Source organism: Pseudomonas sp. LBUM1640 (genome assembly GCF_059716225.1).
On sequence record NZ_CP166816.1, the window covers coordinates 5,704,598 to 5,720,633 of the forward strand.

Annotated in this window: 19 protein-coding genes and 1 tRNA gene; 9 read left to right on the forward strand and 11 right to left on the reverse strand. The window is 55.9% G+C overall.

Annotated features, from left to right (window positions below; genetic code table 11):
* Positions 1 to 111 precede the first annotated feature (111 nt).
* From secF to queA, 5 genes are all read right to left on the reverse strand, one after another.
* Complete coding sequence (secF, locus tag ACA065_RS25280; RefSeq protein ID WP_497691991.1) at positions 112 to 1,026, reverse strand: protein translocase subunit SecF; 915 nt, start codon at positions 1,024 to 1,026, stop codon at positions 112 to 114.
* A gap of 9 nt (positions 1,027 to 1,035) precedes the next feature.
* A complete protein-coding gene (gene secD / locus ACA065_RS25285; protein ID WP_497691992.1) occupies positions 1,036 to 2,907 on the reverse strand; it encodes a protein translocase subunit SecD in 1,872 nt (623 codons plus the stop codon).
* A gap of 62 nt (positions 2,908 to 2,969) precedes the next feature.
* A complete protein-coding gene (gene yajC, locus ACA065_RS25290; protein WP_003175975.1) occupies positions 2,970 to 3,308 on the reverse strand; it encodes a preprotein translocase subunit YajC in 339 nt (112 codons plus the stop codon).
* 43 nt (positions 3,309 to 3,351) lie between these two features.
* Positions 3,352 to 4,467: a tRNA guanosine(34) transglycosylase Tgt gene (gene tgt, locus ACA065_RS25295; RefSeq protein ID WP_003175976.1), complete on the reverse strand. Its 1,116-nt coding sequence runs from the start codon at positions 4,465 to 4,467 to the stop codon at positions 3,352 to 3,354.
* Between the two features lie 5 nt (positions 4,468 to 4,472).
* Positions 4,473 to 5,522, reverse strand: a complete 1,050-nt coding sequence (queA, locus tag ACA065_RS25300; protein WP_497691993.1) for a tRNA preQ1(34) S-adenosylmethionine ribosyltransferase-isomerase QueA — start codon at positions 5,520 to 5,522, stop codon at positions 4,473 to 4,475.
* 108 nt (positions 5,523 to 5,630) lie between these two features.
* On the opposite strand from queA, the gene ACA065_RS25305 reads away from it, so the two are divergent.
* A tRNA-Leu gene (locus ACA065_RS25305) sits at positions 5,631 to 5,715 on the forward strand.
* A 94-nt stretch (positions 5,716 to 5,809) separates the two neighbouring features.
* Entirely contained in the window at positions 5,810 to 6,139 is a 330-nt protein-coding gene (locus ACA065_RS25310; RefSeq protein WP_497691994.1) for a hypothetical protein, read from the forward strand.
* Between the two features lie 8 nt (positions 6,140 to 6,147).
* On the opposite strand, the gene ACA065_RS25315 is transcribed toward ACA065_RS25310, so the two are convergent.
* Positions 6,148 to 6,783: a LysE family translocator gene (locus ACA065_RS25315; protein WP_497691995.1), complete on the reverse strand. Its 636-nt coding sequence runs from the start codon at positions 6,781 to 6,783 to the stop codon at positions 6,148 to 6,150.
* Positions 6,784 to 6,917: 134 nt separating this feature from the next.
* Here ACA065_RS25315 and ACA065_RS25320 point away from each other — a divergent pair, with 134 nt between their 5' ends.
* Positions 6,918 to 7,289: a PH domain-containing protein gene (locus tag ACA065_RS25320; RefSeq protein WP_053257892.1), complete on the forward strand. Its 372-nt coding sequence runs from the start codon at positions 6,918 to 6,920 to the stop codon at positions 7,287 to 7,289.
* Positions 7,290 to 7,425: 136 nt separating this feature from the next.
* Here the strand turns inward: ACA065_RS25320 and ACA065_RS25325 are convergent, their stop codons facing one another.
* The gene (locus ACA065_RS25325) at positions 7,426 to 7,734 is read right to left on the reverse strand and encodes a DUF3077 domain-containing protein (RefSeq protein WP_497691996.1); all 309 of its coding nucleotides are present in this window, start codon (positions 7,732 to 7,734) and stop codon (positions 7,426 to 7,428) included.
* A 484-nt stretch (positions 7,735 to 8,218) separates the two neighbouring features.
* Here ACA065_RS25325 and ACA065_RS25330 point away from each other — a divergent pair, with 484 nt between their 5' ends.
* From ACA065_RS25330 to ACA065_RS25340, 3 genes are read left to right on the forward strand one after another with little or no spacing between them, the layout of a single operon-like run.
* Entirely contained in the window at positions 8,219 to 9,040 is an 822-nt protein-coding gene (locus ACA065_RS25330; protein ID WP_497691997.1) for a DUF7946 domain-containing protein, read from the forward strand.
* 51 nt (positions 9,041 to 9,091) lie between these two features.
* Entirely contained in the window at positions 9,092 to 9,610 is a 519-nt protein-coding gene (locus ACA065_RS25335; RefSeq protein ID WP_497691998.1) for a hypothetical protein, read from the forward strand.
* A gap of 12 nt (positions 9,611 to 9,622) precedes the next feature.
* Positions 9,623 to 10,198, forward strand: coding sequence for a hypothetical protein (locus tag ACA065_RS25340; RefSeq protein WP_497691999.1), 576 nt, complete (start codon positions 9,623 to 9,625; stop codon positions 10,196 to 10,198).
* 131 nt (positions 10,199 to 10,329) lie between these two features.
* On the opposite strand, the gene ACA065_RS25345 is transcribed toward ACA065_RS25340, so the two are convergent.
* The gene (locus ACA065_RS25345; protein WP_497692000.1) at positions 10,330 to 10,800 is read right to left on the reverse strand and encodes a helix-turn-helix domain-containing protein; all 471 of its coding nucleotides are present in this window, start codon (positions 10,798 to 10,800) and stop codon (positions 10,330 to 10,332) included.
* A 194-nt stretch (positions 10,801 to 10,994) separates the two neighbouring features.
* On the opposite strand from ACA065_RS25345, the gene ACA065_RS25350 reads away from it, so the two are divergent.
* From ACA065_RS25350 to ACA065_RS25360, 3 genes are read left to right on the forward strand one after another with little or no spacing between them, the layout of a single operon-like run.
* Positions 10,995 to 12,158: an S-type pyocin domain-containing protein gene (locus ACA065_RS25350; RefSeq protein ID WP_497692001.1), complete on the forward strand. Its 1,164-nt coding sequence runs from the start codon at positions 10,995 to 10,997 to the stop codon at positions 12,156 to 12,158.
* A 14-nt stretch (positions 12,159 to 12,172) separates the two neighbouring features.
* A complete protein-coding gene (locus tag ACA065_RS25355; protein WP_497692002.1) occupies positions 12,173 to 12,460 on the forward strand; it encodes a colicin E3-like toxin immunity protein in 288 nt (95 codons plus the stop codon).
* A gap of 4 nt (positions 12,461 to 12,464) precedes the next feature.
* Entirely contained in the window at positions 12,465 to 12,935 is a 471-nt protein-coding gene (locus ACA065_RS25360) for a hypothetical protein (RefSeq protein WP_497692003.1), read from the forward strand.
* 3 nt (positions 12,936 to 12,938) lie between these two features.
* On the opposite strand, the gene ACA065_RS25365 is transcribed toward ACA065_RS25360, so the two are convergent.
* From ACA065_RS25365 to ACA065_RS25375, 3 genes are all read right to left on the reverse strand, one after another.
* Positions 12,939 to 13,505 (reverse strand): hypothetical protein, encoded by a 567-nt coding sequence (locus tag ACA065_RS25365; protein ID WP_497692004.1) that lies wholly within the window; start codon positions 13,503 to 13,505, stop codon positions 12,939 to 12,941.
* Between the two features lie 410 nt (positions 13,506 to 13,915).
* Positions 13,916 to 15,268: an ATP-binding protein gene (locus ACA065_RS25370; protein WP_497692005.1), complete on the reverse strand. Its 1,353-nt coding sequence runs from the start codon at positions 15,266 to 15,268 to the stop codon at positions 13,916 to 13,918.
* Complete coding sequence (locus tag ACA065_RS25375; protein ID WP_497692006.1) at positions 15,265 to 15,927, reverse strand: response regulator; 663 nt, start codon at positions 15,925 to 15,927, stop codon at positions 15,265 to 15,267. The genes ACA065_RS25370 and ACA065_RS25375 overlap by 4 nt, the downstream gene beginning before the upstream one ends.
* Between the last annotated feature and the right edge of the window lie 109 nt (positions 15,928 to 16,036).

Here is a 16,036-nt window from a genome sequence, read left to right on the forward strand (position 1 = left end):
ACCATCACAAGCGGACTGAAACGTCCGCGCTATACCCAGCCTTGGAGCAAAAAAAAAGGCGCGAGTTCAATACTCGCGCCTTCTTTGTAACAGCGTGTCAACAAGCGCCCATCAAGGGCGGTCGTCGACCTCCTTGCCGGTAGCAGCAGGAGGGATCAAGTCTTCGCTGTTGAGGTTGAGCCAGATCAGCACCACGTTAGCGATGTAGATCGACGAGTAGGTGCCCGCCAGAACGCCGATAAACAGCGCCAGGGAGAAGCCCCACAGGTTGTCGCCACCAAAGATCATCAACGCACCAATCGCCAGCAAAGTAGAGATCGACGTCGCCATGGTCCGCAGCAGGGTCTGGGTGGTGGAAACGTTGATGTTCTCGATCAACGTCGCTTTGCGCAGTACGCGGAAGTTCTCACGAACCCGGTCGAATACCACGATGGTGTCGTTGAGCGAGTAACCAATGATCGCCAGCACCGCCGCCAATACAGTTAGATCGAAGGTGATCTGGAAGTAGGACAGGATACCCACGGTCACGATCACGTCGTGGATCAGCGACACAATGGCGCCAACACCGAACTTCCACTGAAAGCGGAACGCCAGGTAGATCATGATGCCGGCCAGCGCCATCAGCATGCCGAGGCCGCCCTGGTCGCGCAGCTCTTCACCCACTTGTGGGCCAACGAACTCAACGCGCTTTACCGACGCCGGGTTGTCGCCACCGACCTTCTGCAAGGCCTCGGCTACCTGGTGACCCAATTGCGGGTCTTCACCGGGCATACGCACCAGCAGGTCGGTAGTCGCACCAAAGCTCTGCACGATGGCCTCGTGATAGCCGGCCTTGACCAGCTCGTTGCGCACCAGGGTGACGTCGGCCGGCTTCTCGTAAGTCAGCTCGATGAGCGTACCGCCGGTGAAGTCCAGACCGTAGTTCAGGCCCTTATGGAACCAGCTGAACAACGCCAGAACGGTAAGGAGCACGGTGACGCCGAACGCAACGTTGCGAACGCCCATGAAGTTGATTGTACGTAACATGGCAGCCCCTTAAATCCACAACTTCTTGAAGTCACGCCCGCCAAAGATCAGGTTGACCATTGCGCGGGTCACCATGATGGCCGTGAACATCGAGGTAAAGATACCGAGGGACATGGTTACCGCAAAACCTTTGACCGGGCCGGTGCCCATGGCAAAGAGAATCCCGCCGACCAGCAAGGTGGTCAAGTTGGAGTCGAGAATCGCGGTAAATGCCCGGCCGAAGCCTTCGTTGATTGCACGCTGTACGGTCATGCCCGCCGCGATCTCTTCACGTATCCGCGAGAAGATCAGTACGTTGGCGTCTACCGCCATACCCATGGTGAGTACGATACCGGCGATACCTGGCAGGGTCAGCGTAGCGCCCAGCAGCGACATCAGCGCCAGCAGCATCACCATGTTGCCCGCCAAGGCCACGGTGGCGATCACGCCGAAGAAGCGGTAGATGGCGATGATGAACAGCGACACAAACAGCATGCCCCACAAGGCGGCATCGATACCTTTGGTGATGTTGTCGGCACCCAGGCTCGGGCCAATGGTACGTTCTTCAACGAAGTACATCGGCGCCGCCAGGCCACCAGCACGCAGCAACAGCGCCAGTTCGGACGATTCGCCCTGACCGTTCAGGCCAGTGATGCGGAATTGAGCACCCAGCGGCGACTGGATGGTCGCCAGGCTGATGATCTTCTTCTCTTCTTTGAAGGTCTGCACCGGCACGTCTTTCTCGACGCCGTTGACCATTTGCTTGGTGTAGGTAGTGACTGGGCGCTGCTCGATGAAGATCACTGCCATGCTGCGACCGACGTTGCTGCGCGTGGCGCGGCTCATCAGTTCACCACCGTGGCCATCCAGACGGATGTTCACTTCAGGCGTGCCGTGCTGCGAGTCAAAGCCAGCCTTGGCGTCGGTGACCTGATCACCGGTGATGATCAAGCCACGCTCGATCAACGCTGGAGGACGGTTACCTTCGCGGAACTCGAATTCTTCGGCAGTCGCGCGGGAAGCACTCGGCTCAGCCGCCAAACGGAATTCCAGGTTGGCGGTTTTACCCAGGATACGCTTGGCTTCAGCGGTGTCCTGTACGCCCGGCAGTTCCACCACGATGCGGTTGGCACCCTGGCGCTGAACGATCGGCTCGGCCACACCCAGCTCGTTGACGCGGTTACGTACCGTGGTCAAGTTCTGCTTGATGGAGTATTCGCGGATTTCCGCCAGCTTGGCTGGGGTCATCGCCAGACGCAGTACAGGTTGGCCATTCAGGTCAGCCGGTACGATGTCGAAATCGTTGAAGTTCTTGCGGACCAGCGCACGGGCCTGTTCGCGGGTCGCTTCATCAGAGAAGCCCAGCTGAATGGCACCGTTAAGCTGCGGCAGGCTGCGATAACGCAACTTCTCTTTGCGCAGCAGGCTCTTCACGTCGCCTTCGTAGACTTTCAGGCGCGCGTCGAGGGCTTTGTCCATGTCGACTTCCAGCAGGAAGTGCACACCACCGGACAAGTCCAGACCCAGCTTCATCGGGTGCGCGCCAATGCTGCGCAGCCATTTTGGCGTGGTTTGTGCCAGGTTCAGCGCGACAACGTAGTCGTCACCCATGGCCTTGCGCACAACGTCTTTGGCCGGCAATTGGTCTTCTGCCTTGGCCAGGCGCAGCAAGCCGCCCTTCGCATCAGATGCCAATGTTGCCGCTTTAACCTGGATGCCCGCGTCGGTGAGCGCTTTGCTCGCGCGGTCCAGGTCAGCCTGATTGACTTGCAGCGAAGTGCTGGCGCCAGTGATCTGGATCGCAGGGTCATCAGGATAAAGATTGGGAGCGGAATAAATAAAACCGATCGCCAGCACCGCCAGGATCAGTACGTATTTCCACAGAGGGTATTTGTTCAGCATCACGCCGCCCGCTTATAACGCGGGGCGCCTTGCGCGCCCCGTCGATTGGTAAAGGTTGTTACTTAGATCGCTTTGAGCGTGCCTTTTGGCAGCGTGGCGGCGATGGCGCCCTTCTGGAACTTCATTTCTACGGTGTCGGAGACTTCCAGAACCACGAAAGCATCGGAAACCTTGGTGATCTTGCCAGCGATGCCGCCAGTGGTCACAACTTCGTCGCCTTTTTGCAGGCTGCCCAGCAGGTTTTTCTGCTCTTTGGCGCGCTTGGCCTGTGGACGCCAGATCATCAGGTAGAAGATGACCAGGAAGCCGACCAGGAAAATCCACTCAAAACCACCGCCCATAGGGCCGGCAGCGGCAGGCGCGGCGGCGTCAGCCATGGCATTAGAGATAAAAAAGCTCATTTAGCACTCCAGTTGCAAATAGTGAATCTTAGGGTCGGAAAACTCAGTCCAAGGGCGGCACAGGGAGCCCGCGCTTGGCATAGAAGGCATCGACGAAGGCGGCCAATGTACCCTGTTGAATAGCCTCGCGCAAACCAGCCATCAGGACTTGGTAGTGACGCAAATTGTGGATGGTATTCAACATGCTACCCAGCATTTCCCCGCACTTGTCCAGATGGTGCAGATAAGCACGCGAGAAGTTCTGGCAGGTGTAGCAGTCACAGGTGGGATCCAGCGGCGAATCATCATGGCGATGGAACGCGTTACGGATCTTCAGCACGCCTGTATCGATGAACAGATGCCCATTGCGGGCATTACGGGTTGGCATCACGCAATCGAACATGTCCACACCGCGGCGCACACCCTCTACGAGATCTTCTGGTTTGCCAACGCCCATAAGGTAACGAGGTTTGTCAGCCGGCATCAGGCCCGGCAGGTAATCCAGCACCTTGATCATCTCGTGCTTGGGCTCGCCCACCGACAAACCGCCGATGGCCAGGCCGTCAAAGCCGATCTTGTCCAGGCCTTCCAGCGAGCGCTTGCGCAGGCTTTCGTGCATACCGCCCTGGACAATACCGAACAGCGCCGCCGTGTTGTCGCCGTGGGCATTCTTCGAACGCTGGGCCCAACGCAGCGACAGCTCCATGGAAATACGCGCCACGTCCTCATCTGCCGGGTACGGCGTGCATTCGTCAAAAATCATCACGATGTCGGAGCCCAGGTCGCGCTGCACCTGCATCGACTCTTCCGGGCCCATGAACACCTTGGAACCGTCGACCGGCGAAGCGAAGGTCACGCCCTCCTCCTTGATCTTGCGCATGGCGCCCAGGCTGAACACCTGGAAACCACCGGAGTCGGTGAGGATCGGGCCTTGCCACTTCATGAAGTCATGCAGGTCGCCATGCTTCTTGATCACTTCCGTGCCCGGGCGCAGCCACAGGTGGAACGTGTTGCCGAGGATGATCTCGGCGCCGGTGGCGACGATGTCACGCGGCAGCATGCCTTTGACGGTGCCGTAGGTGCCCACAGGCATGAAAGCCGGGGTCTCGACGGTGCCGCGCGGGAAGGTCAAACGGCCGCGGCGAGCTTTACCATCCGTGGCCAGCAATTCAAACGACATACGACTCATAAGTTTTCCTCAGGGCCGCGTGGCGCCGGGTTTCGGGTGATAAACATCGCATCACCGTAGCTGAAAAAACGGTACTCGTTGGCGATGGCGGCTTGATAAGCGGCCATGGTTTCCGGGTAACCGGCAAATGCCGACACCAGCATCAATAGCGTGGATTCCGGCAAATGAAAGTTGGTGACCAGGCAATCGACCACATGGAACGGCCGGCCTGGGAAAATAAAGATATCGGTGTCACCACTGAACGGCTTGAGCACGCCATCACGCGCCGCACTCTCCAGCGAACGCACGCTGGTGGTGCCCACGGCAACCACTCGCCCGCCGCGCGCCTTGCACGCCGCCACCGCATCCACGACTTCCTGGCTGACTTCCAGCCACTCGCTGTGCATATGGTGGTCTTCAATGTTATCCACACGCACCGGCTGAAACGTGCCGGCCCCCACGTGCAGGGTCACATAGGCGCTTTCGACGCCCTTGGCGGCAATCGCATCCAGCAGCGGCTGGTCGAAATGCAGCCCGGCCGTCGGCGCGGCCACGGCGCCCAGGCGCTGGGAGTAAACCGTTTGATAGCGCTCGCGGTCCGAGTCTTCGTCGGGGCGGTCTATATAAGGAGGCAACGGCATATGGCCGACACGCTCCAGCAACGGCAACACCTCTTCGGCAAACTTGAGCTCGAACAGCGCGTCATGGCGCGCAACCATCTCGGCCTCGCCACCGCCGTCGATCAGGATGCTCGAACCCGGTTTTGGCGACTTGCTGGAGCGCACATGCGCCAGCACGCGATGGCTGTCCAGCACCCGCTCCACCAGAATTTCCAGCTTGCCGCCGGACGCTTTCTGGCCAAACAGCCGTGCCGGAATCACCCGGGTATTGTTAAACACCATCAAATCGCCTGGGCGCAAATGCTCAAGCAAATCAGTGAATTGACGGTGTGCGAGGGCACCGCTCACCCCGTCCAGGGTCAGCAGTCGACTGGCGCGACGCTCGGCCAAAGGGTGGCGAGCGATCAGCGAATCAGGGAGCTCAAAAGTAAAGTCAGCAACGCGCATGATGGGGTTCGTCTAGCAGGGCCGGGAAGTCTAGCGGAAATAGTGAAAATAGACCATGAAACGTGATTGACCAACGGTAATCTCATCTCTATACTTCGCCGCCATTGAGCCCTGATGGCGGAATTGGTAGACGCGGCGGATTCAAAATCCGTTTTCGAAAGGAGTGGGAGTTCGAGTCTCCCTCGGGGCACCATCTTAAAAAAAGACCTTGAAATTCAAGGTCTTTTTTTTCGCCTGTAGAAAAGTGAGTATGCACAGGCGAACGCAGACATTGAGGAGCCGGGACCATGGAGTTGACGCTGGAAGCTGTTGCGCTTTTTGCTCTCAAGCTGGCGCATGAGACCGAAGGCGCGAGCCCGATTCTGCGGGACGATCTGGTGATGGATGGGTATGAGCGGGAGGTGTTCGGGTTATTGGTGCGCCAAGGGGATTTGGCCACGATTCAACTCAAGCTTAATGAGTGCATTGCGTTAGCACTTGAATCCTTGGGTGGCGCCGATACCGTCATGGGTCGCGAGCTGCAACGGCTCGCGGAGGACATGCGCCAAGCGTCGACACTTGAGGAACTAAATACCTCACTCAGCCCACTCAAGGATTACTTGAAAGCCATCTTGTAGAGCCCGACTTACCGCCGCCCTTCAACCGCCATACGCACCGCCAACCCCATCAACACCGAGCCCATCACCCAACGCTGTACCACCTGCCAACTCGGCCGGGTAACGAAGAACACCGCGATGGAGCCCGCCATAATGGCAATCACCGAGTTAACGCTCACGCTGATGGCAATCTGCGTAAAGCCCAGCACCAGCGATTGCGCAAGCACACTGCCATGGCCGTTCGGGTCGATGAACTGCGGCAACAATGACAAATACATCACCGCCACCTTGGGGTTCAGCAAGTTGGTCACAAAGCCCATCATGAACAGCTTGCGCGGGCTGTCCTGGGGCAAATCGCGAACCTGAAAGGGCGAACGGCCACCCGGCTTGACCGCCTGCCAGGCCAGGTACACCAGATACAACGCACCACCCAGCCGCAGCGCGTCGTAGGCAAACGGCACCGCCATCACCAACGCGGTGATGCCCAATGCTGCGCACAGCATGTAAACCACAAACCCCAACGCGACACCACCCAGCGAGATCAGCCCAGCCGTACGCCCCTGGCAAATCGAGCGGGAAATGAGGTAAATCATATTCGGCCCGGGCGTGAGCACCATGCCGAGTGAGATCAGGCCATAGGCCAGCCAGCTGGACAGTTCGGGCATGGTATCGCTCCTTAAGTGTTGTGCTGGGCGCTATGGTAGGGCGCTGAACAGCAGGCCGTTAGATACAGATCCGCGAGCAAAACGTCATACACACACGCAGGCGGTTACCACCCCATTCACCCAAGGACAGGCACATGATCGACTTCAACAACAAAGGCTTCTTCAAGCTCAAACAAAACAACGAATACGCCGAACGCGTCTCGGCCCTGCTGCTCGACGGCGAAGAAGTGATCGACGCCTACAAAGCCATGCGCGACGGCGTGGTCTTCACCACCAAACGCATTATCGCGGTGAACGTGCAGGGGATTACCGGCAGCAAGAAGGACTTCACCTCGCTGCCGTACAAAAACATCGTCGCGTACTCGGTGGAAACGTCCGGCACGTTTGATCTGGATTCGGAGCTGGAGATTTACTTTTCGTCGCTGGGGAAGGTGAAGTTTGAATTCACCGGGAAAACGTCGATTGTGGAAATCTCGCGGATCATTTCCAAGCACCTGCTGAGCTGATCAGCAGGCAAAAAAAGACCTTGGCGTCCCAAGGTCTCTTTTACTGCTAAACGATTTACACGGATGTACCAAGATCAAAATGTGGGAGCTGGCTTGCCTGCGAAGACGCCAGCCCAAACACCATCACCTCACCCGCCTACACACCAACAGCCTCCCCCTCCTCCATCACCCCATTCGGCAACATCCCATTCGCCAAATCATCCACCACTGCCTTCGCCATCTCCCCCAAATAATGCGCCGCCCAGGCATAACGGTCCGCGCTGTTGTCCATGGCGGCATCCAAGGCGAGCATTTTGGAACAGTGAAGCAGCTCGGAGGCGTGCTCCAGGGCATCGCGAATGGGCACGCCGGAGTTGACGCGGAATAGACGGTGGAGGTTGGGCTGTTGGCCGCAGGTTGAGAAGGTGATGACGCCGAGGGTTTTGTTGAGGGGTGGGTTGATCATTGGGCACCTCCGGGCTGCGTGGAGGTGGTTATGAAGGTGCTGCGAGGATACGACCTATCAGAAACGCTCATTGCTTAAGCTCCTAATGTAGTGAGCCGCCACGTTCGTTTCTCATGCGAATGGGTGGCAGCTATGCGCGGGCTGAGAAACCGGGACAATAGGAACCCGGCAGACCCGAAGGCCTCCCACGCATAGCCGCCATGACACAGACATACGAGCACAAAAAAGCGCCAACAGTCTAATGGATGGTGGCGCCTATGCGCCTATTGTTTCTCGGATTCTCAAGTCCGGTCGCTGGGTTGGTAGCGACGTAGGAAAGATTAGCTGTATGAGGACGAAGGTGAAATCAGTTCTTTGAAGGAAAATATTACCGAGCGTTTCGCTCGTAATGGGAAATTCGCATAGACAACGTAATGGCAAATTAGTAGCCTTCCATTCAGGAATTCAAAAAACACTAACCCTTTATTTACACAACAGGTAAAGCATGGAAGCTAAAGAGTTAAGTTTAATACTTCGCATTGAAGGCGGCGTAGCTGACGACGGACTATTAGACGTCTATGACGCCGCCAATACGATCTACGGGTTAGCGCGCACGGTCAACCTAGTAGCTCACTCCCTATCAAACAAAGAGGAGGTACGTCTAAAAAACCAAAGTGCAAAAGGCGCAAGAGCCTTTGTTCACTCGTCGAAAAAAGGATGCTTTGAAGAGCAGGTAGACATTCGATTCGACGAACAGGTTGCAAAGAGAATAGGCCCATCTGTGATAACAAACGTTTTTTGGGACTACTTCACGTGGGTCATCTCGGCATCTGTAGGAATAATTACAGAACCTCAGACATCATACGTAAAGAAAATCGCGGCAAAAAATGACTTATTCATATATGAAATTGCTGACGCTCTAGAGTCGCCGATGAATCTGATTCACAAAGCGATAACAAGAGACCCAACAATGAAAATATTCTTTAATCGCCCACGAGTAGGGGATGCGATAACACTAGACAAAATTACACTTGACTTTGTTACCACAAGAGAAGAGCAAACCGAAACGGAGTACATTTCCGGAAACATAACAAAAGTCAACATACTCAGCCACTTTGGCAGACTTTACTCTGACGAGGATCAAAAAGTAGTTTCCTTCGCATTGAAAAATCCTGACGACAATCGTGTGAGAGGACTTTCATTAAAGTCAATGCAGGAGCATAACGAAGGTCAAACAGGAAAAGTCCACCTTAAGGTGTCGAAGATCGTAAGTGCTCAGGGAATAGTCAAACGATATATCGTTCACGATATACTTGAGGTTATCTGATTGACAACCACAGAAAGCTATTGCGCTATATTTACATCCATATGCATGCCCATGTCTGAGTGGGCAGTATATTGGCAAGCTGCCAGTGTATTGGCCACAGTCATTATCGGAGCAGTAGGTCTATACAAAATATATCAAGAGTTAAGGCGCCTAGATGAGCAGCGCATAAAGGAAATTCAAGACAAGGAGATCTCAGCCAAACTTAAACGAACTGAATTTTTCCTAGCGCAGCATAGGCGCTTGTTCGACGACAAAGATCTTTATGAGATACTTTGCTTGATTGACTCGGACCATGAAGACTTGGCAGCAGCTGCCATGTGGGATAAAAAAAGAAAACTAATGGCATTTCTTGAAGAGATAGCCTTGCTCGTCAAATCAAAACAAATAGATGAAACAGTTGCATTTTATATGTTCGGCTATTACGCAAACTGCGCACGCCACGGCAAAAACTTCAACGAAGGAATCAATATATCTAGAGAATACTGGGCGTTATTCTTCGAGTTTTCTGACAACGCAGAAATGTACTCAATAAATCATGAAAGCGGCCCTCCAAAAACAATGTCACTATAGGCAGCACAAGAAATGATTTTAGAAACTTGTAAAACTTGGGAGTGTATTAACAGCTTTGCTAACTGGATTTCAGCGATCGGAACACTGCTCATTACAGGATTTGCACTCTGGCTTTCTGTTCGAGACAAACGGATTAGCCTGAAATCTATATTAACCCTAGGTCTTTTGCCCTCCACCAATATGGATATACTCGACTGCGAGGTATTTGTTTTATCCTTTACAAATATTGGTCCTAGACCAGTTACAGTGACAAATCACTGCTGGAAACTTCCATTCGTAAAAGGCTTCATTTTTCTTCACCCCTATAGAGATCCTAGCGTAGGGAAATTCTGTTCTAAGATCCCGATAAGAATAACAGATGGTGAAGAAGGCCGCGCCTTCTATTTAAATGATTTCTTTATTACACTAGACGAACCTGAGAGATTTGTGTTTCATAGAAGCCGCATTATCGCTTGGATACGCATACACTTTTTCAGAGTACATATAGTCACGACCGCAGGCGCCCGCCCATCTGTCAAGATAGCCCCGGCAGTAAGAAAAAGACTCTGGAAGCAATATAATAAATTATACAACCATAAAAATAACTAACTTATGAAACTTAGGGCAATCTCAAAATTTAGTCACTGCAGATTATCCGTTCAACTCCATGCCATGTAAATTTTTCTCTCATTAACGAAAAATGAATATAACCTCATAATAAGCCGTAAAAGGCGAACACCTCATCCGTCATACCCCATTCCCAACTCCTGGGCTTGTTGCGCCAGCGCTTCCATTGCCTCTTGGCTTTCTTCGTCACGGCGCTGCTTGAACGCCATCAGGTCCGAGAACCGGATTCGCCGATGCCGTCCCGTTTTTGTAAAAGGAATGGCGCCCTCCTCCAGCATCTTGACCAGGTGCGGGCGTGAAACGTTAAGCAGGTCAGCGGCCTCCTGTGAGGTCAATTCGGCATGCACCGGCACGACCTTGACGGCATTTCCGATAGCGAGCTCACCGAGAATATCGACCAGCAAGCGCAGTGCTGAGGTGGGGAGTACGAGGGTGTGGGGTTTGTCTTCTTTGTCGAAGATGTCGATGCGTTGGGTTTCAAATTTGGTCGATAGCAGGGACGCCAATTCGCGCTGGCCTTGCACGGCCGCTTCGACTTCCTTTTCCAGCGGAAGGATCGTTTTGGGAAGTTGGTTGGTGATCATGATGTAGCTCCAGCGTTACGCAACTCAGTTGAAACCAACACTAAACGAAACAAACGAAAATCGCAATAATCGAAACAACTGTGTCGAATCAGGCAGCAGTCCACTTTTCCCACGCAGACCATCGAACAAAGCCGACATCAACCTCTGACTCCCCTTCGTACGCTCACTCCCTCGCACAAGGAAGTGAGCCCGTCATGCCAGAACGCTCGTACCCCATCACCGAAGAAGAACAACTCAAGCGGCGAATCCTGACCCCGCAGCCGAAACGGGAGCCCTATTCGCCGCCAATAGCCTTATTTGACCCAACACCCGCCCCGGCAGCTACGCCCGCAAAGCTTCCCGGCTGCACCTTCGCCAAGCCTTGCCAACTGGCTGACGGCATCATTCGCTACAACACCCCCACCGGTTACGTACCGTTGGAGCTGATCAAGGACTACGGCCATTTCAGCCTGTTGGGTGGCCGTGAGGTGGACAGCCGAGGCGCGGTTGCTCTGCGCAAGATCAGTGGCAGCGCCCTGCCTGCTGGCTTGGGGCAGTTGGCGTTGCGCTCGGCGGTGGTGGAGTCTGCAGCCACCGTCGCTGGCTCTGTAGCCAGTGGCCTGCTGGCGGGGTTGGTGGCGTTGGCTTGGCCTTCGGAGCTGGGCGATAGCGCGCTTTACAGCGAAGAGCAACTGCGTTCGTTACAACGGGCGCGGTCGCAGATGCGTTTGCATGTGGAGCAACTTGAGGACGGCACGCTCAAGGGGTATGGGTTTTACACGGGCAACCATGCCGATTGGCAGATGATTGATGTGGTGCAGTTCCAAAGCCGTGGCGATCAGTTTGTGGCGGATTTGGGTGAGGGCGTGGAGCTGATCTGGACGCCTGCGGTGGATCCAGGCGACACGCTGGGTATTCCGGCGTTGGAGGCTGCGCCGCAAGCGCCGGTGATTTGGATTTACCCGCCGACGGAGAAGGCGGCGCAGATTCTGGTGAACCCGGTTTATCCGCCGGGGTATCGGGATTTTATTCTGGTGTTCCCGGTGGAGTCGGGGGTTCGGCCGCTGTATGTGGTGGTGAATGAGCCTCGGAAGGGGTTGAGAAACCCGGATCATGATTACTTTCCTGCGCCAAAAACCGAAGACATAACGGGCTTTCCAGGTTTGATTCCCCAAAGGCCGGTGACGCCAAGACAAGGCGGGGGTGGCTTACGTGATCGCTGGATAGATGCGAAAAGGAGAAAGTTATTTGAATGGGATTCCAAGAAAGGGGAACTGGAAGTCTACCGAAACAGTGATTTGGAACACCTGGGCGCATTTGATCCCTATACCGCCGAACGTCGCGGGCCGGCAGACCCAAAACGTCGAATTTACAGATAAAGAGGAGTGCGAAAATGGTCATGAAAATCAGATTACGGTGGTACGAAAAACTCAGTAATGACCTGAAAGCAGATGAGTACTCAGCGGATATCGATGACGCAGACAGTTTCTTTGAAGCATTAGGCTTGAGCGAGGAAACCGCGATATATGCCGACGTTTTCAACGTTCTCCCCAGTTGGATAACGATTCTCCAGCCGCACTTTCAACATGTGATAGAGCCCAGCCTTTTCGACTACCAAATTTCTTTCCGCTACCAAGGTGCTTGGCCGCCACTACCAAAACAGCCCAGGAAGGAATCTTGACTCGATGAAAAAGCCCGTCCTCTATCGCTCAGTCAACACCCGAACCCATGGCGTGCGCCACGGCAGCTGTCGCACTTACCGGGATGAACGACACACCAAAAGCGAAAAGAACGCAGTGTCCAACCGCGGTTCAATGCACAGCCATCAACGACACGGTTTCGATTACACGCCGCTACACCGCTTTCTCCTGTCCAAAATCGGTCACCCATGGGACAAAGTTTTCAGCGAAGCCAATGCCCGATTGGACCGCCCGGAGCCAGTGTTCTGGATGGTCGCCTTACACGAGTGCGACAAGAAGGAGTACGTGCGAACGGATGAATCCACTTACTACAGCGGTCTGTGGGTCGACAAAGCAGGCCTGCTGCAAAAAGTTAACCCACAGTTGACGCCTGAGCGCATGAAGCCATTTTGCGACTGCTGCACCCACACCTTCAACGGTGTGGTATTCCCGCAGGCTCCACCACATAAAAGCTAAACCTCACCCCGACTTGACCCCACTCCCCGCCCCCTCAACCAACACCCGATTTGCCGGATCCGTCACATCAAACACCTGCTGCACACACATATCCCCTTTGAACTGGAACTCCACCAGATACACCTTCGCCCGCTCGGGCACGAAGTTGCTGAGCACCGGCCCGCAAATTGAGTAGATACCCGGTCGAGACTCTCTCGCGGTACTGGATACGGTCAACTTCTTGCCCGGATCAGCCTGGATTTCCAACTGCGGAAAACGCTTCAATCCGGCACTGGCGACCGTCTGGTTGAGCTTGGCAATCCAGTTGAAAACTCGGCCTTCACCGGTATCCATCACTGTGCCGAGGGTTTCCATGCGCTGGTCGGCGTCGCCTTCGCGGCGTACCGAGAATTCCACAGGCGCGGTGCCACCGTAGGCTTTCATCACTACTTTGGCGTGGTCTGCATCCACAGCCACGGTTTTCTGACGCAGTTGGATGCCGTCCTTGAGCAAGGTGGGCGATGAGTCGCGTTGGTTGGACTGGCAGGCACACAGGGCGAGGGTGAGGGAAAGCAGCGCGATTCGCTTCAAGGGGGATGTCCTTATCGGTGTGAGGGGATGATGACTGGAGCGGAGTTTAAACGAATGTTCTGCAGCAGAGCAGCGATCCGGGCGCTTGGGTTAGGCAGGCGTACCGAGCTGATCCCTTCGTAATATTGGTACCTGCACAACTTTCTAATGACGCCACAACCCTGCGTGGCGAGGGAGCTTGCTCCCGTTGGACTGCGCAGCAGTCCCATTTTCAGGGCCGCTTCGCAGCCCAGCGGGAGCAAGCTCCCTCGCCACAATTACAGTGCTCCGCCTTAACTGAATGGCATTAGGGCTTGCCCCGCTCGGCACAAAAGCTCGCCTGCTACAGATTTTGCGTTCATTGGCAGTTGTCGTAGCCTCGCCGGGGCTCGACAACGCCTACATTCCCCACCGTTGAGCCGGGGGCCGCTTCAGGTTTGGTTGAATACCAACCGCGCGCACAAGCCGCCCTGCTCCAGATTGTGCAACGTCAACCTGCACCCAATTTTAGCCACGATCCTCTCCACAATCGCCAAGCCCAAACCCGCGCCATTGGCGTTATCCCGGCTGTAAAACCGTTCGAACAAACGCCCCAACTCCGCCTCGTCGATCCCCGGGCCTTGGTCTTCCACGCTCAAGCCATTGGCGCCAATCACCACCCGTACCTCGCTGCCAGCCGGGGAAAAGTTCAGCGCATTGGTCACCAGGTTCTGCAAGGCAATCGCCAGTGCTACCGGCTCGGTGTGCACCCAGCATTCCTCTTCGCCCTCCAACACCAGCTCTACGCCTTTCTCCATGGCCAGCGGTGTGAGCTCAGCGAGTTCTTCGCGCACCAGTTCCGTCAGGTGCACAGGCTGACACACCGGGTTGCTCAGCTGCGGTTCGATACGCGCCATGGTCAGCAACTGGCTGCCAATCCGCGTCGCGCGGTCCACGCCACTCACCAGAAAATCCAACGCTTCTCGCCGTTGCTCTTCGCTCGCGGCGCTTTGAGCGTTTTGCGCATGAATGCGCAGTATCGCCAACGGCGTGCGCAATTCGTGGGCCGCGTCGGCGATGAAGCGGCGCTCCCGCTCGAGCAGGTCATCCATCTGCACCAACAGCTGGTTAAGCGCGGTTTGCATCGGTTCCAGGTCGGTGGGCAGCGGCTTGAGGTTCAGCGGTTGCAAGGTGTCGGTATTGCGCCCGCGAATCGCCAGCACCATGGCACGCAGGGGTTTGAAGCCCCAGCCGATGGCCAGCCAAATCAATACGGTCAGCAGTGGCACGCCTATCAGCGTGGGCCAAAGCGTGTGGCTGACGATGCGCTGGATCAGGTCTTGGCGAATGTCGTCGCGCTCGCCCACCCAAATCAGCAGGCCCTGTTGTGGGTCGACGAGGAGGAAGGCGCACCAGTCGTTGCCATTGTTAGTCAGGTCGTGGGCGCCAAGGTGGGTGGGCGCTGCGTCGAGGACCGGCGCTTGGGCGGAGCGCACCAGGAGTTGGCCGTCGGTGCGCCATACCTGAAAGGTCAGCGGCGTTTCATAAGGGTGGGCGGCGCCGTCTTCGCCGATGCGGCTCATGGCGTGGTCGAAGGCCTGGTAAAGACGCTCAAAGTCGGCTTCACTGGGGTCGCGTTGGCGCAGCACGCCTTGCAGCAGGCGGGCGCTTTGGGCGAGTTGGGCGTCGTAGACCTCTTCGATTTCGTGGTGGCTGTCGCGCAGCACCAGCCAGCTGATCAGGGCGTCGCCCAGCAGGATCAGCATCAGCACCGGGATGAGGATGCGAGCGCGAACGGAAGTCATGGTTTAAGCACCAGCACATAGCCGACGCCGCGCACGGTGCGGATCAGTTCGGTGCAGAGTTTTTTGCGCAGGTTGTGGATAAGTACTTCGAGGGTATTGCTCTCGACGCGGTCCTGCCAGCCATATAAAGCGCGGGCCAGGCGCTCGCGGGTCACGACTTTGCCGGGGCGCACCATCAGTTGGTGCAGCAGTTGGTATTCCATCGGGGTGACGATGATGTCTGCGTCCTGGTAGCGCACCTGCTGGGTGGCCGGGTCGAGGCTGACGCCGGCGTGTTCCAGCATCGGTTGGGCACGGCCCTGGCTGCGGCGCAACAGGGCGCGCACGCGGGCTTTGAGCTCTTCGACGTCGAAGGGTTTGATCAGGTAGTCATCGGCGCCCGCGTCCAGCCCGGCGATGCGTTCGGCAGTGCCGTCGCGGGCGGTGAGGATCAGCACCGGCAAGTCGTGTTGCTCGGCGCGCAGTTGCTGCAGCAGGTCGAGGCCATCGAGGCGCGGCAGGCCGAGGTCGAGCAGCAGCAAATCGAAGCTTTCGGTGCGCAGAGCGTGCAAGGCGCTGAGGCCATCTTGCAGATAATCCAGCGTATAGCCTTCGGCGCCCAATGCCACGCGAATACCCTGGCCGAGGGCACGATCATCTTCGACTAGGAGTAGGCGCATAGCAGATTCTCTGTAGGAAACGGCGGAATCATGCCGTTTCTGGTGGGTGCCCTTGCGTGAAAGATGTTACGACACGTTGCCAACTAAGGTTGCGCTAAGGTTGGTTTTG